Here is a 19,707-nt window from a genome sequence, read left to right on the forward strand (position 1 = left end):
GCGAAGCCCGGGGCAGCATCTCCGCCCCGGGCTTCGGGCTCAGTGCCGGAAGTGGCGCATGCCCGTCATCACCATGGCGATGCCAGCGGCGTCCGCCGCCGCAATCACCTCATTGTCCCGCATCGACCCGCCCGGCTGGATGACGGCCGTGGCCCCGGCGGCGACGATGGTCTCGAGCCCGTCCGCGAAGGGGAAGAAGGCATCGGAGGCGGCGACGGAGCCATGGGTCAGCGGCTCCGCGAGCCCGGCAGCCTTGGCGGCTTCGCCTGATTTCCAAGCGGCGATGCGGGCGCTGTCTACCCGGCTCATCTGTCCGGCACCGATGCCGACGGTGGCGCCGCCCTTGGCGTAGATGATGGCATTCGACTTCACGTGTTTGGCGACGCGGAAGGCGAAGAGCAGATCGGCTAGTTCCTGATCGCTCGGCGCGCGCTTCGTCACCACCCGCAGATCGGCTGGCAGCACGCGGCCGGCATCGCGGTCCTGCACCAGAAAGCCACCGGCGAGCGAGCGGAAGGCGGGCAGTTGCGCAGAGGAATCGGGCAGGCCGCCGGTCAGCAGCAGGCGCAGGTTCTTCTTGGCGGCGAGCACCGCTTCGGCCTCGGCCGTCGCTTCGGGCGCCACGATGACCTCGGTGAAGATGGCAGCGATGCGCTTCGCCGTATCCTCGTCCAGCACGCGGTTGACGGCGACGATGCCACCGAAGGCGCTGACCGGATCGCATGCGAGAGCCCGGTCCCAGGCGGCGGTGAGGGAGCCCGCCGTCGCGACCCCGCAGGGGTTCGCGTGCTTGACGATGACGACGGTGGGCTCTTCGAACTCGGCGACGCATTCGAAGGCGGCGTCGGTGTCGTTGAGGTTGTTGTAGGAAAGCTCCTTGCCCTGCACCTGCCGCGCGGTGGCGACGCCGGGGCGATCGTCGGTCACGTAGAAGGCGGCGCGCTGATGCGGATTCTCGCCGTAGCGGAGAAGTTGGCGGCGGCGCCCGCTGATCGCGAAGCGCTCGGGGAAAGCCTCGCCGCGCTCTTCCGCGAACCAAGCGGCGATGGCCGCGTCATAGGCCGCGGTCCGGGCATAGGCAGCACCCGCCAGGCGGCGGCGCAGCGCGAGATCCGTCCCCCCGGCGGCGAGCGCCGCTTCGACCTCGGCATATTGCCCAGGTTCGGTCACGATGGCGACGAAGTCATGATTCTTCGCGGCCGCGCGGATCATGGCCGGGCCGCCGATGTCGATGTTCTCGATCACCGTTTCGGCGTCGGCGCCGCGGGCGACCGTCTCCTCAAAGGGGTAGAGATTGACGCAGACGAGATCGATCGGCGCGATCCGATGCGTCTCCATGGCCTGGACGTGATCGGCCAGGTCGCGGCGGGCGAGGATGCCGCCATGGATCTGCGGCACCAGCGTCTTCACGCGCCCGTCCATGATCTCGGGAAAGCCGGTGTGGTCCGAGACGTCCTTCACCGGAATGCCGGCGTCACGGATCGCCTTGGCCGTGCCCCCGGTGGAGAGGAGTTCCGCGCCGGCCGCGGCCAGCGCCTGGGCGAAGGGGATCAGCCCCGTCTTGTCGGAGACGGAGATGAGGGCGCGGCGGACGGGAAGCGGGGTCTCTGAGGTCATCGCGGGTGCTCCGGCAACGAAAGCGCGGAGATAGGGCGGAGCGGGGGGCGCAGTCCAGAGCGTGGGTCATGGAAAAGCGGCAGGGCAGATCGTATGATGCCCCGGAACGGTTACGGAGGTCGCCGCGCCCTCCGCTTCGCCGAAGCGCATGGCGTCAACGTCTACCACGCCCTGGTTCTGGCGTCCGCGTTGGAGGCCGGCTGACCGTCATCAACCCCTTCGCCGTGCCGTCTCCTCCAGCAGGTCTAGCGTCCGGCCAATGATCTTGCCTTCGTCGAACCTGTCGCGGGCATAGGCGAGGCCGGCCGCCCCCATGCGGGCGCGCAGGGTTGGATCGGCCACGAGCTGCCCCAGGGCCGTGGCCAGTGGCTGGATGCTGCGCGGCGGCACCAGAAAGCCCGTCTCGCCCGGCAGCACCTGCTCGCGTGGGCCGCGAATGTCGGTCGCGACGACGGGCAGGCCCGTCAGCATGGCTTCGATGACCGACATCGGCAGACCCTCGAAATGGCTCGGCAGGGCGAAGATGTCGGCGGCCGCGAGAACCGCCGCGGTATCCTCGCGATAGCCGAGGCGGCGGAGGCGCGGACCCAACACGGACCCCCGGAAGTAGCTTTCGAGGTCTTCGCCGTGATCGGAGCCGAGCCGTTCGCCCACCACCCAGAGTTCGGCGTCCGGCACGCTCTCCATCGCCGCGAGCAGTTCGGGATGGCCCTTGTGGCGGACGAGGCGGGAGACGATGACGACGACGACGCGATCCTCCGGCACGCCGAGCGCCGCCCGGATGCGGGCGCGCGCCGCAGGGTCGGGATGGAAGACCGCGGGGTCCCGGCCATTGCCGATGGCGATCGGGTGCCGCGCGATCAGCAGGCGCCGCGCATCCCGTGCCTCTTCCTGCGAAACCGTGAGGTAGAGATCGGTCAGGCGACCCGCGCTCCATTCCATGGCGAAGGAGGCGGCGCGGCGCGGCCAGGGGCTAGGCTGATTGAAGAGGTAGCCGTGGCAGGTATAGGCCACATGGGGCACGCCTGCGGCCTGGGCGGCGACACGCCCGAAAAACCCCGAGAGCGGCATATGGGCATGGACGAGGTCGAACTGCTCCGCGCGCATCAGGCGGATCATGGCGGCGAGACCGCGCGCCTGCGCCGAGAGCGAGGCGCGGCGCTCCAGCGGCAGCGGCAGGACGCGGAACCCTTCCGCACGCAGCGGGGCGAGCAGCGGTCCCTCGGTCGTCGCGCCCACCATCTCGTGCCCACGGGCCCGTCCCTCGCGCAGAAGCGGCGCGAGGAAATGGTGCATGGCGAAATCGGTATTGGTCAGTTCGAGAATCTTCAGCGGCCGGCGGTTGCCGGGCCGGGAGGTAGCCCCGGTCAGCCGACCTTCGTGATCGCCCATTTCACCTGCTGGGGAGAGGCCTCGTCGCCAGCCAGCACGATCTGGCTTGTCTGTTTCGGCTCCGTGCCACCCATGTAGATGCTTTCTTCCAGCGTCATCGCGGCGCCTTCCGATCGGAAGCGCCAGCTCTGCCCGCTCGGCAGGCGCAGCAGGATGGCATCGCCCTCCGCCTGCACGGTTGCCTGCACCGAGGGATGCAGATGAAAGCGGATGACGTAGGGTTGCGGCGTTTCGGCTTCCACCGCGTCCTCGCCACGCAGATCCTCGCCGCTCTCCGCCATGTAGAGGCGGCGGCGGTGCAGCGCACCGGCGCTGCGCAGCCAGCCGTCCTGGCTGGCTTCGAGCCAGTGCGCGCCGTTCGCCTCTTGCCGCTGCACCTCGACCTTTTCGACGCGCCGCCCACCGAAGCCGGCGGGCTTGATCTCGGAGGAGCTGGTATCGGCGACCACGAGGGTGGAATGCGCGGCGGTCGCGCGCAGCGCGTCTCGCCATTCGCTCATTGCCTCGGGCGCGGCGCCGCAATTGACGATCATGCGGTCGCGCCCCACCGAGAACTCGAAGGACAGGGTGCCGGCATGGGCGAAGCTGTCGAGTCCCGGGGGTGGGGGTGCACCCGTATCCATCAGCAACACGCTGCGTCCGGCCTGCAGCCGATGGAAGCCGCCGTCGACGAGCTGGCTCGGCGCGCGGGTCGGCCGGCCGGCCTGGGTCAGCACGAGATCCACCAGGCTCGAGGTCTCTTCCTTGGTGCCATTGAAGAGGGCGAGGCCGCCATCGCCATGACGCAGCATCCGGAGGCTGGTCGCGAGCTTGTCGATCGAGGGGCCGAGAGCGGGGGGCGGCGGGGCTTGCGCCGCCTGCAACAAGGCGCGCACCTCTGTCAGGTCTTGCAGCGCCGCCAGATGGTTCGCCGGGCTGCGTTCGATATGGCTGCCGTCGGGCAAAACCTGGCGGTTGAGTTCGGCCGGCAGGAACCGCAGCGCCCGCGCCAGGAAGGAGCCTTGGTCCGGCAGGGCGACGGCGGCCGCGACGAGGCCTTTCAGCGCGGTCAGCGCCCGCGCCTGGCCTTCCTCGGCCGGCAGGGCCGCGGAGAGCGCCCGCGCATCTGCCACGAGCCGCCCCATCAACTTTTGGCGAAACGCATCATCCGCGCTCGCGGCAAAGAAATCATAGTGCCCGAGCCATGCGGCGATTCGCGCACCCGTGACGTCGGGGCGGGAGGCGACGCTATCGGTATGGGCGGTCGCGATCCATTCCGAGACGAGGGTGCGGGCGCGCTGGCGCGCCGCATCGGTGCCAAGGGCGCGCAGGTCCCGCAGCCAGGTAAAGGTATGGCCTGCAGCCCTAAGCGCGACCGATCCCTGGGTGTCTCCCCAGCTGCCCGGTTGCAGACTCCTCACGGAATTGCCAACCGTCAGCTCGCCCTTCAGCAAGCGGGCGCCGAGCGTCGGATCGCCGGGCCAGAGGTCGCGGACCGGCAGGGTGGGGGCGTCGGGCACGCGCGCCAGACGGAGGCTCGGGAGTTTTGCGAGGCCTAGCCGCGCACCGCGCAGCCAGCTTCCGCGGGGAGACTTACCGCTCATCAATCCATCCGGCGAAAGGCATGTTGCGTCCGGCCGGGAAGGCAGAAAGCAAGAATGCGTCTGTGCATACGTCTCTGATAGACATGAAACCTTCTAGACAGCGCAATGCCCGTAGCACAAGCGGCAGGCGAAACCGCTCGGGGTAGTCCCTAGGCCAGTCCGTAGTCGGATTCCGCCGTATAGACCGATCCTTCCTTGCCGAGTTGCGAGCTGAACAGGGTGAAGCGGTCGACCTCGTAGGGCTCGGCGCGGAACAGGCTATTGCCTTGGATGAAGCCGGTGATCTTCTCGTTGGCCGCCTGATCCAGACGAGCCAGGGTGACGTGCGGCGTGAACCGCCGCCGCTCGGGCTCGAGCCCGGCACGCTGCAGCGCCGTCTCTACCTTCGCCTGAAGATGGTCGAGTTGCGGGCTTCGCTCGATTCCAGCCCAGAGGCTGGTGACGCGTCCGGCCTTCTCGAACAGCCCGACACCGGACACCGTCAGGGGAAAGCTGCGCGCCCTGATCGCCTGCAGGGCCAGGTCGATTTCTTCCGCGCGCCAATGCGGCACCTCGCCGATGAAGCGCAGCGTCAGATGGAGATTTTCCGGCGACAGCCAGCGGCAGCCCTGAATGCCAGTCGCCAGCTGCGACAGCCGCGCGCGCAGCGGCCAAGGCAGGTCGAGAGCGACAAATAGTCTCATCCGCTCGGAAGCCTCCAGCCTCAGTCAGCCTGTCGCGTCGCAGCATTCTCTTCCCGAAGGGCCCGGTCAATATCGGCTCTCGCGTCTCGCGTCCGCCCATCGTGATGAAGGCCGTGGTGACGCGGCCACCTGTGGTCACCAGATGAAGAGCCAATGGATCGAGGAGGAGGCCATGGGCAAGCTATGGGCGAAACCGGGCGTCGCCGCGGCGACGATCGGTCTGTGTCTGGCGTGGGGCGCAACGGGACGTGCCGCGCAGGCCGAAAGCGTGACTGTGCCGAAATCCGTCGCCCCGGCGCCGCCGGGACCGCCCGGCCCGGCGGGACCCACGCCGACCACGCCGCCGGAGATTCCGCCGAAGTCAGACGGTGGCAGCGTCATTACCCCGCCGAAGAGCGACACCCGCATGCCGGTGATCAAGCCCGCCGTGCCCTCTCGCATGCCGGTGATCCACCCGGACAGTGGAGCAGCCCCCGGTGGCGCGCAGGTGGTGCCGAAATAGCCGTCATCCAATGGGCTGCCGCACCTGGTGCAGATGTTCGGCGACCGGGGCGTGGTTGAGCAGCGCCGCGAGCAGCGTCCCGCCGATGGTGTTGCCGAGCAGCGTCGGGAGGAGAAAACGGCCGACATAGTCTCCGAGCCCCGCTTGGCCGGTGAGGACGGCGAAGGAAGCCTCGACCGATCCCGCGATGATGTGCGGGAAGCCGCAGAGCGAGATCGTGTATGTCAGGATGATGATGATGAACGGCTGCGCGGCCGCGGCCGCCGGCAGCAGCCAGACCATGAGGCCGATGATCCATCCCGCAGCTCCCGCCATCATCACCGTATGCCCGAAGCTTTCGCCGAAGGCGTGTTCCGCCAGCAGATGCATGGCGGCGAGCGTATCGGCCGGCAGCATCTCGGGGCGCGACAGTACGAAGCCGAAAATCCAGGTAGCCACGAGATTGGCGAGCAGCACCACCACCCAGACGCGGGTCGTGCGCAAAAAGATCGAGAGCGTGCGCTGCGTCAGCGCCGGGATCAGCGCCGTCAGGGTGGTTTCGGTGAAGAGCTGCTGGCGCCCCAGGATGACGATGAGAAATCCAAGAGCATAGCCGAAGGAGGCGACCATGGGCCGCCAGTGCGTATCCGGCAGCATGGCCATCAGGGTTGCCTGCGTCACGAAGGAAAAGCCGATCGAGAGGCCGGCAGCCAAGCCCGACCAGGCCAGTGAACTCGTGGAGCGGGCGAGTTCGTCGAGACCCTGCTCGCGGACGATCTCATGAATGACGATGGCGCCCGGCGGTGCGCGGTCCCCCGCCTGCTTCTGCTGATTTTCGTCGAGATGAGGCGATTGGGCGCCGGCTTCGGTGTCGATCTCCTCGTCGAGATCCCGGCTGCGCTCTGTGCTGTCGGTCGCGTTCGAATCGTTCATGAAACGGCCTCTGCGGGCCGCTGGATAAGGCCCCGAAAGCCCGGTTCTGCAAGGCCGCGTCCTGCTCACGGATGCGGGAGGTGGCGCTATTTGGCGCGGGCGGCATCCATCTTGCGCAGGCGCCCTACGGCTTTCACCTGCTGCTTGTAGTCATGGCTGAAGACGTGACCGCCCTGGCCATCGGCAACGAAATAGAGCGCATCGGACTGCGCAGGATGGAGCACCGCCGTGATCGAGGCGACCCCGGGTGCCGCGATCGGCCCCGGTGGCAGCCCCTGGTTGAGATAGGTGTTGTAGGCCGAGGGCTGCATCAGGTCGCCATGATCGAGCGGCCGGCTCATGACGCCGCTGCCATCCGACAGGCCGTAGATCACCGTCGGATCGGCCTGCAGCTTCATCCCCAGGCGCAGCCGGTTGAGATAGACTGTGGCCACCATCGGCCGTTCCTCGGGCTTCGCCGTCTCCCGTTCCACGATGCTCGCGAGGATGATCGCCTGCGCCGGAGAGGTGAGGGGCAGATCCGCCGCGCGCTCCGGCCAGAGCCGGTCCATGGTGGTGGTCAAGGCGCGCTCGGCGCGCTCGAGCAGGACGCGGCGCTGCGTGCCGTAGAGGTAGTCGTAGGTGTTCGGGAGGATCGCACCTTCCTCGGTCAGATCGACGGTGCCTGTCATCGCCGGCGCCGCATTGATCAGCGCCGTGATGTCCTTCGCGGTCAGGCCTTCGGGGATGGTCAGATGATGTTCGACCTGCCGCCCGTGGCGCAGGATGCCGAAGACTTCCGCAAGGCTCGCATGGGCGGGGAAGGCGAATTCCCCAGCATGCAGAGGGCCGCGATCATCGGTGAGATGCTCGGCCACGCGAAAGGCGAGGACGCTGTCGATGATGCCGGCATCGTGCAGCGCTGTTCCCACCACCTCCGTAGTGCCGCGGGGCACCACGAAATCGGTCGTCTGGGCGAGGGGGCCTGGCCCGCGCCAGGTCTGCTGCACATAGGTCTCGCCCGCCCGCAGCGCGATCACAAGCGCTACGAGCGGGAGGATGATCCAGCCAAGGCGGCCGAGAAGACGGCGTGAGGCCACGCGGCGGTCAGTCCACCGCGCGGAAGATCACGCTCGCATTGGTGCCGCCGAAGCCGAAGCTGTTGGACAGCGCGACCTTGATCGGCCGCTCCTGGGCGGTTTTGGCAACCCGATCGATGACGCTCGGGCGGCTCGGTTCCTCCAGGTTGAGCGTCGGCGGCGCGACGCCATCCCGCACCGCGAGGATGGAGAAGACCGCCTCAATGGCCCCGGCCGCGCCCAGCAGGTGGCCGGTCGCCGATTTGGTGGAGGACATGGCGAGGGTCTTTGCGTGGTCGCCGAAGAACCGCTCCACCGCTTCCAGCTCCAGATCGTCGCCGAGCGGCGTGGAGGTGCCGTGGGCATTGACGTACTGGATCTCGGAAGGGTCGACGCCACCGTTGCGCAGCGCAGCCTTCATCGCGCGGAAGGCACCATCATGCCCTTCGGCCGGCGCGGTGATGTGATGCGCGTCACCGGACAGGCCGTAGCCGCCGATTTCGCCATAGATCTTCGCGCCGCGCTTCTTCGCGTGCTCGTATTCCTCGAGCACGAGAACGCCGGCACCCTCGCCCATGACGAAGCCGTCGCGGTCCTTGTCCCACGGACGGGAGGCGCGGGTCGGCTCGTCGTTGAAGGCGGTTGAGAGCGCACGCGAGGCGCAGAACCCGCCGATGCCGAGGGTGCAGACCGCAGCTTCCGCGCCGCCTGCCACCATGACGTCGGCATCGCCCAGGGCGATGAGCCGCGCGGCGTCGCCAATCGCATGCACGCCGGTGGCGCAGGCCGTCACGGCCGAGTGGTTCGGGCCCTTGAAGCCGTAGCGGATGGAAACGTGGCCAGAGACGAGGTTGATCAGGGCCGAGGGGATGAAGAAGGGCGACAGGCGGCGCACCTTCCCCTCATGCACCTGGACGGAGGCCTCATAGATGGACTGCAGACCGCCGATCCCCGAGCCGATCATCACGCCGGTGGCGCAACGGTCTTCCTCACTTTCGGGCGTCCAGCCGGAATCCTCGACCGCCTCGATCGCCGCTACCATCCCGAGCTGGATGAAGCGGTCCATCTTCTTGACGTCCTTGACCGGAATCCATTCGGAAAGGTCAAGCCCGCCGTCGGCCTTCAGGCCAGCGGGAACCTCGCCCGCGACCTTGGCCGGCAAGTCGGACGTATCGAAGGACTGGATGGCGCGCAGGCCCGACTGGCCTTCGATGAGCCGGCGCCACACGTTTTCGACACCGATCCCTAAGGGGGAGACGATGCCCATGCCTGTGACGACGACCCGCCGCAGCTCGATGGTTCGAGAACCCGACATGAGACGGCCTCAGGCGGCCTTCTGCTTCTCGATGTAGTCGATCGCATCCTTCACGGTGCTGATCTTCTCGGCGGCGTCTTCCGGGATTTCGACGCTGAAGGCTTCCTCGAAAGCCATCACCAGCTCGACGGTGTCGAGGCTGTCGGCGCCGAGATCGTCGATGAAGGACGCTTCCGGAGTCACTTTCGACTCCTCGACGCCCAGATGCTCCACCACGATCTTCTTCACCTTGTCGGCGACTTCGCTCATGGACCTCGATACTCCTGCGTGACGGCTAGTGGTTTTGATCCGAATAACGCCCAGAACGTTCCTCGTCCGGGGCATGTAGTCCGCGCCGCCCCGAGAGGTATAGCCCGGATTGTGGCGCGCTTAGCATGGTTTTGTCTGACCCGCCAACTGCCTCACACGCTGTGGTGACGCGGCCGCCGATGGACAAAGCGTTACGGGAAGTCTTTCCCGCAATTCAAGAGGTGATCTGGCTACACCATCGCCATGCCGCCATTGACGTGCAGCGTGGCGCCGGTGACCCAGCCGGCCTCGTCCGAGGCGAGATAGACGGCGGCCGCGGCGATGTCTCCCGGCTGGCCCATCCGGCCGAGCGGGATCGAGCCGAGCAGGCTCGCCTTCTGCTCGTCCTTCAGCACGTCGGTCATCGCCGTCTGGACGAAGCCCGGGGCGATCACGTTCACGGTGACACCGCGGCTACCGACTTCCTGGGCGAGGGACTTGGACATGCCGATCATGCCGGCCTTGGCGGCGGAATAATTCGCCTGCCCGGCATTGCCGGTGACGCCGACGATGCTGGCGATGTTGATGACGCGCCCGGCACGCCGCTTCAGCATACCGCGCAGCGCCGCGCGAATGAGGCGGAAGGGAGCGGAGAGATCGACGTCCAGCACGCTCTGCCAGTCAGCATCCTGCATGCGCAGCGCCAGCATGTCGCGCGTGAAGCCGGCATTGTTGACGAGAATGGCGAGCGGCCCGAGGGCTTCTTCTGCTGCGGCCACCAGCGCATCCGCTGCACCTGCCTCGCGCAGATCGGCCGGGCAGACGGCCACGCGCTCGCCGAGCTCGGCGGCTAGCGTCTCCAGCGCCTCGCGCCGGGTGCCGGACAGGGCGACGGCGGCGCCCTGGGCATGCAGCGCGCGGGCGATGCCGCCGCCGATGCCGCCCGATGCGCCAGTGACGAGGGCGGTCTTGCCGGTCAGGTCGAACATGGTCTCGTCTCCTCCGGCGCTCAGAGCGACTTCAGGAAGGCTTCGATATCGGCAGGCGTGCCGATGGCGGTGGCCGTCGCATCAGGCAGGATGCGGCGCACCAGATTGGTCAGCACCTTGCCGGCGCCGAGTTCGACGAAATGAGTGACGCCCATCTCGGCCATGGCCAATACGCTTTCGCGCCAGCGCACCATGCCCGTCACTTGCTCCACCAGCAGCGTGCGGATTTCGGTGGGGTCGGTCGCTTTGGCGGCCGAGATATTGGCGACCAGCGGCACGTTCGGCGCCTTCAGCGTCGCCGTGGCCAGGGCTTCCGCCATGGCATCCGCCGCCGGCGCCATCAGGGCGCAATGGAAGGGGGCTGAGACCGGTAGCAGCATTGCGCGCTTGATGCCGCGCGCCTTGGAGATTTCGACGGCGCGTTCCACGGCCGCCTTGTGGCCGGAAATAACGACCTGGCCGCCGCCATTGTCATTGGCCGGCTGCACCACCTGCTTCTGTTCGGTCTCGGGGTCGATCGCCGCTTCGGCGCAGATCGTCTGCGCCTGTTCGAGGTCCGTGCCGAGGAGGGCGGCCATCGCCCCTTCACCCGGCGGCACGGCACGCTGCATGGCGCTGCCGCGCAGGCGGAGCAGGCGGGCGGTTTCGGCGAGGGACAGGCCGCCGGCTGCGGCGAGGGCGCTGTATTCACCGAGTGAATGGCCGGCAACGAGCGCGGCCGTCTGCGGCAGGGGCAGGTTGCCCTCCTGCTCCAGCACGCGCAGCACGGCCAGGGAAATCGCCATGAGTGCGGGCTGCGTGTTCTCGGTCAGCGTCAGCTCTTCGGCAGGGCCCTCGAACATCAGCTTGGAGAGGCGCTGGTTCAGCGTGTCGTCCACCTCGGCCAGTACGTCGCGCGCACTGGGGAAGGCAGCCGCCAGATCCTGGCCCATGCCGACGAACTGGCTTCCCTGGCCGGGAAAGATGAAGGCGCGAACGACCATTGACTGTCCTTGAGGATAAGGCTCGGAGGCCCACGGAGATCAGCTTACGCCAGGATGATCAGCCCAGTTTGCGGCGCTGCAATGCGGCGGGGGGTTAGCCTCCACGTAACCTGGAGTCAATCTTCGTGAGCGGAGGCCGCGGCGCCGGGCGGCGCGAAACCGCCCGACCCGTCACGCTTTCCAGCCACCGAGAGCGCAGATATGCGCCCAGTGCGCCTCGCTCACCGGCACCACGGAGAGACGCGAGAGGCGGATCAGCCCGAAGCCTTCGAGCGCCGGATCCGCTTTCATCTGCGCCAGGGTCACGGGCTTGGGCATCGGGCTCACTGCCTCCATATCGACCGCCGACCAGTCGCCGCCTTCGGCCGTGGGGTCGGGGTAGTGTTCCCGCGCCACGCGCACGACGCCCACGATCTCCCGGCCGATGTTCGAGTGGTAGAAGAAGGCGAGATCCCCCTTCTTCATCGCCCGCAGGTTGTTGCGGGCACCGAAGTTGCGCACGCCCGTCCACGGCTCCACGCGGTTCGTCACCTGCTGGTCCCAGCTGAAGGCGTCGGGTTCGCTCTTGACGAGCCAATAAGCGGGCATCGGCGCCTCAACCCGCCCGGGCGCCGTCTTTGTAGACGGCACGATAGGGACGGATGGTGACGGTCTCGAAGAGACCCGCCTGCGCATAAGGATCGGCCGCGGCCATGGCTTCGACGGCCGCCTGCGACTCGGCCTCCACGATCAGGAGGCTGCCGACGGCCTGGCCCCCTGCGTCCAGCAGCGGTCCCGCGATCACCATCTGCGACACCATCCCATCGAGATAAGCGAGATGGGCGGGGCGGGTCTCGGCACGCAGCGCTGCCGCGCCGGGCTTGTCCATGGCGGAGATCGCGAAGAGCATGGCGGGAGGGGTCCTGTCGCTTTGTAATGTTCTGGTCACTCTAACTCAGGCCTATGAGCCTTCAAACTCGGCGTGCGCTTCGCTATGGAGGCCCGGTGAAAGCAATCGCGACAGCGCGGCCCGGCGCGACAGGATCCAGCGCCCGGACTCTGCACCGTTTTGCCAATCCCGGGCGGTTCCTGCGGCTGTCCGGCCGCGTGCTTCCCTGGGTGACGGCCGCTGGCGTTCTGGTCACGGTCGCGGGTCTCGCCTGGGGCCTGTGGCTGTCGCCTCCCGACTGGCAGCAGGGGGATGCCGTGCGCATCATGTATGTGCATGTGCCGGCGGCCTGGATCGCCTCCATGGGCTACGCCGCGCTGGGCGCCTGTGGCCTTGCCTCCCTCGTCTGGCGGCATCCGCTGGCTGATCTCGCCGCCATGGAAATTGGGCCCGTGGGCGCCGTCTTCACCGCCGTCTGTCTCGTTTCGGGCAGTCTCTGGGGCAAGCCCATGTGGGGCGCCTGGTGGGTGTGGGATGCGCGGCTGACTTCTGTGCTGGTGCTATTCTTCCTCTACCTCGGCCATGTCGCGCTGATTCGCGCCTTCGACAACGAGCAGCGCGGGTTCCGGGCTGCGGCGATTCTCGCCCTCGTCGGCCTCGTCAATTTGCCTATCATCAAGTTCAGCGTTGACTGGTGGAATACGCTGCATCAGCCGGACAGCATCCACCTCTTCGGACAGACCACCATGCCGGCGGCGATGCTCGATCCACTCCTGGTCTCGGCCTTGGGCATGACGCTCCTCTTCGCCGCCATCGTGCTGACGCGCCTGCGCGCCGCGGTGGTGGAGCGGCGCGTGCGCGCGCTGCTTCAGGCCCGTCTCGGCCGAGGCGAGAAGGCGGCATGAACCACGCGCCCTATATCCTCGGCGCCTATGGCGTGACCCTCGCCGCGCTGATCGGTCTCGGCCTGCAGGCTTGGGCGCGTGGCCGCCGCGCGCGCCAGCGGCTGGCGGCGCTGGAGGCCGAGACTCCGCGCCGCCGGGGCAGCCGGGCATGATGACGCGCAAGCGCCGCAGGCTGTGGCTGGTCGGGGCGTGCCTTCTGGCCTTTGGCGGCGCGGTGGCGCTCACCCTCTCCGCATTCTCAGGCGACATCGTCTATTTCATGCTGCCGGGCGCGGTGCTCGCGCAGCATCCGCCCCCGGGCCGCGTCTTCCGCTTGGGCGGGATCGTCGCGCAGGGTTCCCTGCACGACGCGAAGGTGGACGGGTCCCCCGGTGTCACCTTCGGTGTCACCGACGAGCGCGGCCATGTCGTGACCGCCGCCTATGCCGGCGTGCTGCCCGATCTCTTCCGCGAGGGCCAGGGGATCGTCGCGGTCGGCGCGATGTCGCGCGATGGCGTCTTCCGGGCGAGCGAGGTGCTGGCCAAGCACAGCGCCGACTATATGCCGCCGGAGGTGGAGCAGGCGCTCAAGAAGGACGGGTTGTGGAATCCTGCCAGCGGCAAGCCGCCGCCGGCCGCGGCCTTTCGGGCGGATCCCCCGCATCTGGTCCAGGCGGGCGGCTGAGGCGGCGGCATGATTCCGGAACTCGGCCATTTTGCTTTGGCTTTGGCCTGCATCGTCGCCGCGGCGCAGGGGCTCTGCGGTCTCTGGGGGCCTTATCGCAACGACGTCCGGCTGATCGCGGCGGCGCCCGCCCTCGGCCTGGCCCAGGCGCTCGCCGTCATGCTTGCCTTCCTCGCGCTCGTCTGGTCCGGCGTCGTCTCCGACTTCTCGGTGCGGAACGTCGCCGAATATTCCAGCGCGGCGGTGCCGCTGCTCTACCGGATCACCGGCACCTGGGGGAACCACGAGGGCTCGATCCTGCTGTGGTGCCTGATCCTCGCTCTGTGCGGCGGGGTGGTGGCGGCCTGCGGCGGCCGGCTGCCCTCCGGCTTTCGTGCCCGTGTCCTGGGCGTGCTCGGCTGCGTCGCCGCGGGCTTCCTGCTCTTCACCCTGTTGCTGTCCGACCCCTTCCAGCGCATCTGGCCGCCGCCGATGGAGGGGCAGGGGATCAACCCGCTGCTGCAGGACCCGGGCCTCGCCTTCCATCCGCCGATTCTCTACACCGGCTATGTCGGCTTCTCGATTGCCTTCGCCTTCGCCGTTGCCTCCCTGCTCGAAGGCCGGGTGGATGCCGCCTGGGGCCGCTGGGTGCGGCCCTGGACCCTCGCCGCCTGGTGTTTCCTGACGGCCGGCATCGCCCTCGGCTCCTGGTGGAGCTACTACGTCCTCGGCTGGGGCGGCTATTGGTTCTGGGACCCGGTGGAGAATGCCTCGCTGCTGCCCTGGCTCACCGGCACCGCGTTGCTGCATTCGGCGATCGTGGTGGAGAAGCGCGAGGCGCTGAAGATCTGGTCCCTGCTGCTCGCCATCGGCACCTTCTCCCTCAGCCTCTGCGGCACCTTCATGGTGCGCTCCGGCCTGCTGAATTCAGTGCATGCCTTCGCCAATGATCCGGCGCGCGGCGTCTTCATCCTCGCTCTCCTCGGCCTGGTCATCGGCGCCTCGCTCGCCCTCTTTGCCTTCCGCGCGCCGCTGCTGCAGCCGGCCGGGCTCTTTGCGCCGCTTTCGCGCGAAGGCGGCCTCGTGCTCAACAACATCCTGCTCTGCACGATCATGGCGGTGGTGCTGGTGGGCACGCTCTACCCGCCCTTCGTGCAACTGCTCTTCGGCCAGCAGATCAGCGTCGGCGCGCCGTTCTTCCAGAGCACGGCCGTTCCCCTCGCGGCTCCCTTGATCGCCGCCATGGGCCTCGGGCCTGCGCTGTCCTGGAAACGTGCGGCGCTGGCGCCGGCCCTGCTGCGGCTGTGGTGGGCAGCGGTCGCGGCTCTGCTGCTGGTGGCCCTGATCCTGCCCGCACATGGTCTTCGCCCCGCCCTCGGCCTGGGCGGGGCGCTGTGGCTCCTGCTCGCGGCCGTGGCCGATCTCGGCCAGCGCAGCGCTTGGCGCCCCCGCCGGCTCCTGCATCTGCCGCGCGCAGCCTTTGGCGCGGCCTTCGCTCATGCCGGCCTCGGCGTCACCCTCGCCGGCATCACCGGCATGACGCTCGCGCTGCACAGCATTAGCCTGGTGCATCCGGGTGAGACCGTCCGCCTGGGCGGCTATGGCTGGACGCTCGAGAGCGTCATCGATCAGCCGGGGCCGGACTATACGGCGCGGATTGCGGCCGTGCGCGTGACGGATCTCGCGAGCGGCACTTGGGTCGCGACCCTCCACCCCGCACGCCGCAGCTTCCCGCTGCAGCAGCAGGACACGACGGAAGTCGCGATCCAGACCAATGGTGTGCGGGACCTTTATGTGGCGATGGGGGATGTGCGGGATGGCGGCGTGGTGCTGCGCATCCACGTCAATCCGCTCGCTCCCTGGATCTGGTTCGGCGCGCTGATCATGGCGGCCGGCGGGGCGCTGTCGCTTTCCGACCGGCGGCTCCGCATCGGCGCCCCCTTGCGGTTGCGCCAGCGGCGCGCGCCGGCGCAATCGGCGGTGGCGGCGGAATGAGCGATTCTGCACCTCAGGAAACCCATCAGAAAACCCTCATCGGGCGGCGCTTGCTGCTCGGCGTTCCCTTGCTCGCGCTGGCGGCGGCGGGCGGCGGCTTCGCCTTCATGCTGCGGCGGATGGGTGAGGGGCGCTTTGACCCGCACGCCCTGCCGAGCCAGCTCATCGGCCGCCGCGTTCCCGATTTCACGCTGCCCGGCCTCGACGGCGGGGCCATGACCGGCGCCGAGCTGCAGCATCCGCAAGGTCCGCTGTTGGTGAACTTCTTCGCCTCCTGGTGCGTGCCCTGCCTCCAGGAAGCGGCCATGCTGATGCAGCTGACGCGCCAGGGCTTTCCCATCTGGGGCATCGCCTACAAGGACAGCCCGGACGCCACCCGGCGCTTCCTGGCGCAGAACGGCAATCCCTATGCCCGTATCGCGCTCGACCAGCCGGGGCGGGTCGCGCTCGACTGGGGGCTCTACGGCGTGCCGGAGACCTATCTCATCGACGCGCAGGGCATCGTCCGCTGGCGCTATGCCGGCGCGCTCACCGCCCCGGTGATCGATCAGGAGCTAGGCCCGCTGTGGCGGAAGGCGGCTGCCTGATGCGGCGGGCGCTCACCGTCGTCCTGCTCGGCCTCTGGCTCGGCATCGGGTCAGCGCGCGCCGTCAGCGACCCGGCCGAGATGCTGCCCAACCCGGCTGAGGAGGCGCGGGCAGAGGCGATCGGTCAGCAATTGCGCTGCCTCGTCTGTCAGAACGAGAGCATCGAGGCGAGTGACGCCGATCTCGCCCGGGACATTCGCGCCCTCATCCGCCAGCAGGTGGCGGCGGGGCGGACGAACCCGCAGATCATCGCCGCCATGGTGCAGCGCTATGGGGATTTCATCCTGCTGCGCCCGCCCTTCGATGCGCTGACCGCCCTGCTGTGGGCGACGCCGGTGCTCGCCCTCCTTCTGGGTGCGGCCGCGGTTCTCCTTGGCTTGCGCCGCCGCCGCGGCGAGGGGCCCCCCGCGCCCCTCAGCCCCGCGGAACGCGCCCGGCTGGAGCAGTTGCTTCGCCCATGATCTGGCTCGGCTTCGTCCTTCTCTCCCTCCTCGTCATGCTGCCGGTGCTGGTGGCGCAGCGTCAGGTCGCCCTCCGCGGCCGGCGGGAGGCCGCCCTCGCGCTTTACCGCGCTCAGCTGGGCGAAGTGGCCGAGGAGGGTGCGCGCGGCGCGCTCGGCGCGGCGGAGGCGCGGGAAGCCCGGCTCGAGATCGAGCGGCGGCTGCTCGCCGCCGACGCGGCGGCGGAGGCGCTGCCGCCCGCCCCGCGACCCTGGCGCAGTTGGCGCCTTGCCCTGATGGTGCCGCTGCTGCCCTTCCTCGCCCTCATCCTCTACCTGCAGAACGGCGCCCCGCTGCTGCCCGCCGCACCGCTCGCGCCACGGCTGCAGGCGATGGTCCAGCAGCGGCAGGAGGACGAGGCGATGCTCGCCCTGCTGCGCGACAAGATCGCGCGGCTCGATCCAACGAGCGAGGGGGCCCGCCAGGGCTATGTCCTGCTTGGGCGGCTGGATGCCGACATGGGCGATGCGGCGGGTGCGGCCGAGGCCTGGCGCCGCGCGCTCGCCATTCGCTTCGACCCGCAACTCGCGAAGCTCCAGCAGGCGGCCGCGGCGATTGCGCAGCAAACGGCCGAGGGCCGCTGACCTGGTGCTTGCTCAGTGCGGCGGGCGGATTATCTATCGGGTATGACCCAATCCGATCCGAAACCTGCCCCGCAGGACCCGCCCCCGAGCCCGCAGGACACCCCGCCGGTGGACCCGAAAGCCGTCATGCCGAAGGAGATCGGCGGCCCCGCCGGCCCCGAGCCCACGCGCTTCGGCGACTGGGAGCAGAAGGGCCGCTGCAGCGACTTCTGATCAGCCGGCGGCCGCTGCGGCCTCGGCCGGCGGTTCGCGCAGCCAGATCGGGTCCTTCAACTGCGCGAGAAATGCCGCATGACGCGCGGCTTCCCCTTGTGAGACAAGGATAGGCCGCGGCGCGCGCGTCGCGGGCGCATCATACTGCGCGTGCGTGGTGCTCGCCCCGCCTTCCACTGCAGCCAGCGACAGGCCACGCTGCCGACCGCCCGTCAGCTCGATATAGACTTCGGCCAGCAGCTTGCAGTCGAGCAGCGCGTTGTGGGAGGTGCGGGCCGATAGGTCGATGCCGAAGCGCCGGCAGAGCGCATCCAGGCTGTTGGGCATGCCCGGAAACCGCTCCTTCGCCATGGCGAGGGTATCCACCATGCGATGGGGCGCGAGCAGCGGCAGACCCAGCAGCTTCAATTCCCAATTGAGGAAGTTGAAGTCGAAGGGCGCGTTATGCGCGACCAGCAGCTCGCTCTCGCCCATGAAGGCCAGCATTTCGGCGGCCACCAGGCCGAAGACCGGCGCGTCCTTCAGATGCTCCAGCGTAAAGCCGTGCACCCGGGTTGCCTCTTCCGGAATGTCCCGTTGGGGGTGGACGAGGCGGTGGAAATGCACGCCGGTCGGCAGGTCGTTGATGAGTTCCAGGGCGGCGATCTCGATCACCCGGTCACCGGTCTTCGGGTCGAGCCCAGTCGTTTCCGTATCGAAGAGAATGGAACGCGTCATCCACGAATCTCCTGAACCAGCCGCCGAATCCGCGCCTGGGCATGGCGGCGGGACAGGCCGGTTTTGACCACCACGTCCGCCCGCTTGCGCTTTTCCGAATCGGGCATCTGCCGGGCGATGATGGCGGCGATCTCGCCATCCGTCATCCGTCGCCGACGCCGGAGCCGTGCGCGCTGATTGGCGGCCGAGGTGGAGACGACGACGACGAGGTCGATATCCGGATTGGGCGCTGTCTCGAACAGCAGGGGGATGTCGAGCACGACCAGCCTTGCGGCGTGGCGGCGATGGCGCGCGATGAATCGCCGCCGGGCGGCGCGCACCTGCGGATGAAGGATTCTTTCCAGCATCGTCCAGCCGCGCGGATCGGCGGTGAGGGCGGCGCGCAGGCGGTTGCGGTTGACGGCGCCGTTCTCAACCACGCCCGGGAAAGCCGCCTCGATGGCGGCGACGGCGGCACCTCCGCGGCCCTGCAGGCGGTGCACCTCCGCATCGGCATCGAAGACGGGAATGCGCAGGCGCCGGAACTGCTCAGCCGCCGTGGACTTGCCCATGCCGATGCCGCCGGTCAGCCCGAGGACTTTCACCCCTTCGCCCGCAAATCGTCGGCGATGAAGGCTTCGAGCCCCGCATCCACCGCGGGCGTCACGCCGAACCAGGCGGCGAAGCCCGGCACCGCCTGATGCAGCAGCATGCCGAGGCCGGGCGCCACCTTCAGGCCGAGGCGGCGCCCCGCTTCGATGAGCGGCGTCTCGAGCGGGACATAGACGATGTCGGCGGCGCTCATGCCCGCAGGGGCGCGGCCGAGGTCGAGCGGCAAGGGTTCGTGGCCGCTCATGCCGAGGGCCGTGGTGTTGACGACGAGGGCGTGGTCGGCGAGCGCCGCATCCCGCGCGTCCCAGTCGATCACCCGGCAGCCGGGCAGCGCCTCGCTCAGCGCCTCTGCCCGCGCGCGGGTGCGGTTGGTGAGCGTCACCGGGACATCCAAGGCGCGCAACGCGGCGGCGATGGCGCGCGCCGCACCGCCGGCGCCGAGGAGAAGCGCGGGCCCCGCCGCCGGATCGATACCGTGCTGGCGCAGATTGGCAAGGAAGCCGCTGCCATCGGTGTTGTGGCCGGTGATGCGCCCCGCGTCGAAGACGAGGGTGTTCACCGCACCTGCGGCGCGTGCGCTCTCCGCTACCGTGTCGCAGAGGGCGAAGGCCGCTTCTTTATGCGGAATGGTGACGTTGGCGCCGCGAAAACCCGCCGCCACCAGCCCGCGCACCGCCGTCGCGAAATCCTCGGGCCGGACGGCGAGCGGCACATAGGCGCCGTCGATCCCATGGCGGTCCAGCCAGAAGCTGTGCAGCCGCGGGGAGCGCGAATGCGCGACCGGCCAGCCGATGACCCCGGCCAGCCGGGCCTGGCCCGAAAGGATGGCCATCGGCGGCGGT

At 68.9% G+C, this 19,707-nt stretch carries 24 protein-coding genes; 9 read left to right on the forward strand and 15 right to left on the reverse strand.

Annotated elements, in window-relative coordinates:
- Window positions 1-39: 39 nt before the first annotated feature.
- The 4 genes from purH to thpR all read right to left on the reverse strand — a co-directional run bounded on the left by purH (window position 40) and on the right by thpR (window position 5,275).
- Complete coding sequence (gene purH / locus ACYQ6W_RS11785) at window positions 40-1,617, reverse strand: bifunctional phosphoribosylaminoimidazolecarboxamide formyltransferase/IMP cyclohydrolase (protein ID WP_459675496.1); 1,578 nt, start codon at window positions 1,615-1,617, stop codon at window positions 40-42.
- 210 nt (window positions 1,618-1,827) lie between these two features.
- Complete coding sequence (locus tag ACYQ6W_RS11790) at window positions 1,828-2,949, reverse strand: glycosyltransferase family 4 protein (protein WP_459675556.1); 1,122 nt, start codon at window positions 2,947-2,949, stop codon at window positions 1,828-1,830.
- 35 nt (window positions 2,950-2,984) lie between these two features.
- Entirely contained in the window at window positions 2,985-4,592 is a 1,608-nt protein-coding gene (locus ACYQ6W_RS11795; protein ID WP_459675497.1) for a heparinase II/III family protein, read from the reverse strand.
- 149 nt (window positions 4,593-4,741) lie between these two features.
- Window positions 4,742-5,275, reverse strand: a complete 534-nt coding sequence (thpR, locus tag ACYQ6W_RS11800; protein WP_459675498.1) for an RNA 2',3'-cyclic phosphodiesterase — start codon at window positions 5,273-5,275, stop codon at window positions 4,742-4,744.
- A 142-nt stretch (window positions 5,276-5,417) separates the two neighbouring features.
- Between thpR and ACYQ6W_RS11805 the strand changes: the two genes are divergently transcribed.
- Window positions 5,418-5,777, forward strand: coding sequence for a hypothetical protein (locus ACYQ6W_RS11805; RefSeq protein WP_459675499.1), 360 nt, complete (start codon window positions 5,418-5,420; stop codon window positions 5,775-5,777).
- Window positions 5,778-5,780: 3 nt separating this feature from the next.
- On the opposite strand, the gene ACYQ6W_RS11810 is transcribed toward ACYQ6W_RS11805, so the two are convergent.
- The 8 genes from ACYQ6W_RS11810 to ACYQ6W_RS11845 form a co-directional block, all read right to left on the reverse strand.
- Entirely contained in the window at window positions 5,781-6,689 is a 909-nt protein-coding gene (locus ACYQ6W_RS11810) for a formate/nitrite transporter family protein (protein WP_459675500.1), read from the reverse strand.
- 86 nt (window positions 6,690-6,775) lie between these two features.
- Complete coding sequence (gene mltG, locus ACYQ6W_RS11815) at window positions 6,776-7,768, reverse strand: endolytic transglycosylase MltG (RefSeq protein WP_459675501.1); 993 nt, start codon at window positions 7,766-7,768, stop codon at window positions 6,776-6,778.
- Window positions 7,769-7,775: 7 nt separating this feature from the next.
- Window positions 7,776-9,062 carry a beta-ketoacyl-ACP synthase II gene (fabF, locus tag ACYQ6W_RS11820; protein WP_459675502.1) on the reverse strand — a complete coding sequence of 429 codons (1,287 nt, stop codon included), beginning with the start codon at window positions 9,060-9,062 and terminating at the stop codon, window positions 7,776-7,778.
- Between the two features lie 9 nt (window positions 9,063-9,071).
- Window positions 9,072-9,311, reverse strand: coding sequence for an acyl carrier protein (locus ACYQ6W_RS11825; RefSeq protein ID WP_158804395.1), 240 nt, complete (start codon window positions 9,309-9,311; stop codon window positions 9,072-9,074).
- 230 nt (window positions 9,312-9,541) lie between these two features.
- The gene (gene fabG / locus ACYQ6W_RS11830) at window positions 9,542-10,279 is read right to left on the reverse strand and encodes a 3-oxoacyl-[acyl-carrier-protein] reductase (protein WP_459675503.1); all 738 of its coding nucleotides are present in this window, start codon (window positions 10,277-10,279) and stop codon (window positions 9,542-9,544) included.
- Window positions 10,280-10,299: 20 nt separating this feature from the next.
- Window positions 10,300-11,262, reverse strand: coding sequence for an ACP S-malonyltransferase (gene fabD / locus ACYQ6W_RS11835; RefSeq protein ID WP_459675504.1), 963 nt, complete (start codon window positions 11,260-11,262; stop codon window positions 10,300-10,302).
- Between the two features lie 171 nt (window positions 11,263-11,433).
- Entirely contained in the window at window positions 11,434-11,850 is a 417-nt protein-coding gene (locus tag ACYQ6W_RS11840; RefSeq protein WP_459675505.1) for an EVE domain-containing protein, read from the reverse strand.
- A gap of 7 nt (window positions 11,851-11,857) precedes the next feature.
- Entirely contained in the window at window positions 11,858-12,151 is a 294-nt protein-coding gene (locus ACYQ6W_RS11845) for a YciI family protein (protein ID WP_459675506.1), read from the reverse strand.
- A 95-nt stretch (window positions 12,152-12,246) separates the two neighbouring features.
- On the opposite strand from ACYQ6W_RS11845, the gene ACYQ6W_RS11850 reads away from it, so the two are divergent.
- The 8 genes from ACYQ6W_RS11850 to ACYQ6W_RS11885 are packed head-to-tail and all read left to right on the forward strand — an operon-like array spanning window position 12,247 to window position 17,557.
- Window positions 12,247-13,035, forward strand: coding sequence for a heme ABC transporter permease (locus tag ACYQ6W_RS11850; RefSeq protein ID WP_459675507.1), 789 nt, complete (start codon window positions 12,247-12,249; stop codon window positions 13,033-13,035).
- Window positions 13,032-13,187 carry a heme exporter protein CcmD gene (ccmD, locus tag ACYQ6W_RS11855; RefSeq protein WP_459675508.1) on the forward strand — a complete coding sequence of 52 codons (156 nt, stop codon included), beginning with the start codon at window positions 13,032-13,034 and terminating at the stop codon, window positions 13,185-13,187. The genes ACYQ6W_RS11850 and ccmD overlap by 4 nt, the downstream gene beginning before the upstream one ends.
- Window positions 13,187-13,699, forward strand: a complete 513-nt coding sequence (gene ccmE, locus ACYQ6W_RS11860; protein ID WP_459675557.1) for a cytochrome c maturation protein CcmE — start codon at window positions 13,187-13,189, stop codon at window positions 13,697-13,699. The genes ccmD and ccmE overlap by 1 nt, the downstream gene beginning before the upstream one ends.
- 9 nt (window positions 13,700-13,708) lie before the next feature.
- Entirely contained in the window at window positions 13,709-15,673 is a 1,965-nt protein-coding gene (locus ACYQ6W_RS11865) for a heme lyase CcmF/NrfE family subunit (RefSeq protein WP_459675509.1), read from the forward strand.
- Window positions 15,670-16,260 carry a DsbE family thiol:disulfide interchange protein gene (locus tag ACYQ6W_RS11870; RefSeq protein ID WP_459675510.1) on the forward strand — a complete coding sequence of 197 codons (591 nt, stop codon included), beginning with the start codon at window positions 15,670-15,672 and terminating at the stop codon, window positions 16,258-16,260. The genes ACYQ6W_RS11865 and ACYQ6W_RS11870 overlap by 4 nt, the downstream gene beginning before the upstream one ends.
- On the forward strand, window positions 16,260-16,721 hold the full coding sequence (locus ACYQ6W_RS11875; RefSeq protein WP_459675511.1) for a cytochrome c-type biogenesis protein: 462 nt from the start codon (window positions 16,260-16,262) through the stop codon (window positions 16,719-16,721). Before ACYQ6W_RS11870 ends, ACYQ6W_RS11875 begins: the two co-directional genes overlap by 1 nt.
- Window positions 16,718-17,344 carry a c-type cytochrome biogenesis protein CcmI gene (gene ccmI / locus ACYQ6W_RS11880; RefSeq protein ID WP_459675512.1) on the forward strand — a complete coding sequence of 209 codons (627 nt, stop codon included), beginning with the start codon at window positions 16,718-16,720 and terminating at the stop codon, window positions 17,342-17,344. The genes ACYQ6W_RS11875 and ccmI overlap by 4 nt, the downstream gene beginning before the upstream one ends.
- A gap of 42 nt (window positions 17,345-17,386) precedes the next feature.
- Window positions 17,387-17,557 carry a DUF1674 domain-containing protein gene (locus ACYQ6W_RS11885; RefSeq protein WP_459675513.1) on the forward strand — a complete coding sequence of 57 codons (171 nt, stop codon included), beginning with the start codon at window positions 17,387-17,389 and terminating at the stop codon, window positions 17,555-17,557.
- Here ACYQ6W_RS11885 and dnaQ read toward each other — a convergent pair whose 3' ends face one another.
- From dnaQ to ACYQ6W_RS11900, 3 genes are read right to left on the reverse strand one after another with little or no spacing between them, the layout of a single operon-like run.
- Window positions 17,558-18,274: a DNA polymerase III subunit epsilon gene (dnaQ, locus tag ACYQ6W_RS11890; RefSeq protein ID WP_459675514.1), complete on the reverse strand. Its 717-nt coding sequence runs from the start codon at window positions 18,272-18,274 to the stop codon at window positions 17,558-17,560.
- Window positions 18,271-18,858: a dephospho-CoA kinase gene (coaE, locus tag ACYQ6W_RS11895; protein WP_459675515.1), complete on the reverse strand. Its 588-nt coding sequence runs from the start codon at window positions 18,856-18,858 to the stop codon at window positions 18,271-18,273. Before coaE ends, dnaQ begins: the two co-directional genes overlap by 4 nt.
- Window positions 18,855-19,697 (reverse strand): shikimate dehydrogenase, encoded by an 843-nt coding sequence (locus ACYQ6W_RS11900; protein WP_459675516.1) that lies wholly within the window; start codon window positions 19,695-19,697, stop codon window positions 18,855-18,857. The genes coaE and ACYQ6W_RS11900 overlap by 4 nt, the downstream gene beginning before the upstream one ends.
- Between the last annotated feature and the right edge of the window lie 10 nt (window positions 19,698-19,707).

Source organism: Acidisoma sp. 7E03, from assembly GCF_054665075.1.

What these genes read in the sequence shown, in the direction of transcription:
- ccmE (WP_459675557.1), top strand. Translation starts at nt 13,187, where the DNA reads ATGACGCGCAAGCGCCGCAGGCTGTGGCTGGTCGGGGCGTGCCTTCTG.
- fabF (WP_459675502.1), bottom strand. Translation starts at nt 9,062, where the DNA reads ATGTCGGGTTCTCGAACCATCGAGCTGCGGCGGGTCGTCGTCACAGGC.
- dnaQ (WP_459675514.1), bottom strand. Translation starts at nt 18,274, where the DNA reads ATGACGCGTTCCATTCTCTTCGATACGGAAACGACTGGGCTCGACCCG.
- ACYQ6W_RS11900 (WP_459675516.1), bottom strand. Translation starts at nt 19,697, where the DNA reads ATGGCCATCCTTTCGGGCCAGGCCCGGCTGGCCGGGGTCATCGGCTGG.
- ACYQ6W_RS11795 (WP_459675497.1), bottom strand. Translation starts at nt 4,592, where the DNA reads ATGAGCGGTAAGTCTCCCCGCGGAAGCTGGCTGCGCGGTGCGCGGCTA.
- ACYQ6W_RS11845 (WP_459675506.1), bottom strand. Translation starts at nt 12,151, where the DNA reads ATGCTCTTCGCGATCTCCGCCATGGACAAGCCCGGCGCGGCAGCGCTG.
- ACYQ6W_RS11825 (WP_158804395.1), bottom strand. Translation starts at nt 9,311, where the DNA reads ATGAGCGAAGTCGCCGACAAGGTGAAGAAGATCGTGGTGGAGCATCTG.
- ACYQ6W_RS11805 (WP_459675499.1), top strand. Translation starts at nt 5,418, where the DNA reads ATGAAGAGCCAATGGATCGAGGAGGAGGCCATGGGCAAGCTATGGGCG.
- ccmD (WP_459675508.1), top strand. Translation starts at nt 13,032, where the DNA reads ATGAACCACGCGCCCTATATCCTCGGCGCCTATGGCGTGACCCTCGCC.
- ACYQ6W_RS11865 (WP_459675509.1), top strand. Translation starts at nt 13,709, where the DNA reads ATGATTCCGGAACTCGGCCATTTTGCTTTGGCTTTGGCCTGCATCGTC.
- thpR (WP_459675498.1), bottom strand. Translation starts at nt 5,275, where the DNA reads ATGAGACTATTTGTCGCTCTCGACCTGCCTTGGCCGCTGCGCGCGCGG.
- ACYQ6W_RS11885 (WP_459675513.1), top strand. Translation starts at nt 17,387, where the DNA reads ATGACCCAATCCGATCCGAAACCTGCCCCGCAGGACCCGCCCCCGAGC.
- ccmI (WP_459675512.1), top strand. Translation starts at nt 16,718, where the DNA reads ATGATCTGGCTCGGCTTCGTCCTTCTCTCCCTCCTCGTCATGCTGCCG.
- ACYQ6W_RS11810 (WP_459675500.1), bottom strand. Translation starts at nt 6,689, where the DNA reads ATGAACGATTCGAACGCGACCGACAGCACAGAGCGCAGCCGGGATCTC.
- fabG (WP_459675503.1), bottom strand. Translation starts at nt 10,279, where the DNA reads ATGTTCGACCTGACCGGCAAGACCGCCCTCGTCACTGGCGCATCGGGC.
- fabD (WP_459675504.1), bottom strand. Translation starts at nt 11,262, where the DNA reads ATGGTCGTTCGCGCCTTCATCTTTCCCGGCCAGGGAAGCCAGTTCGTC.
- ACYQ6W_RS11875 (WP_459675511.1), top strand. Translation starts at nt 16,260, where the DNA reads ATGCGGCGGGCGCTCACCGTCGTCCTGCTCGGCCTCTGGCTCGGCATC.
- ACYQ6W_RS11840 (WP_459675505.1), bottom strand. Translation starts at nt 11,850, where the DNA reads ATGCCCGCTTATTGGCTCGTCAAGAGCGAACCCGACGCCTTCAGCTGG.
- ACYQ6W_RS11870 (WP_459675510.1), top strand. Translation starts at nt 15,670, where the DNA reads ATGAGCGATTCTGCACCTCAGGAAACCCATCAGAAAACCCTCATCGGG.
- purH (WP_459675496.1), bottom strand. Translation starts at nt 1,617, where the DNA reads ATGACCTCAGAGACCCCGCTTCCCGTCCGCCGCGCCCTCATCTCCGTC.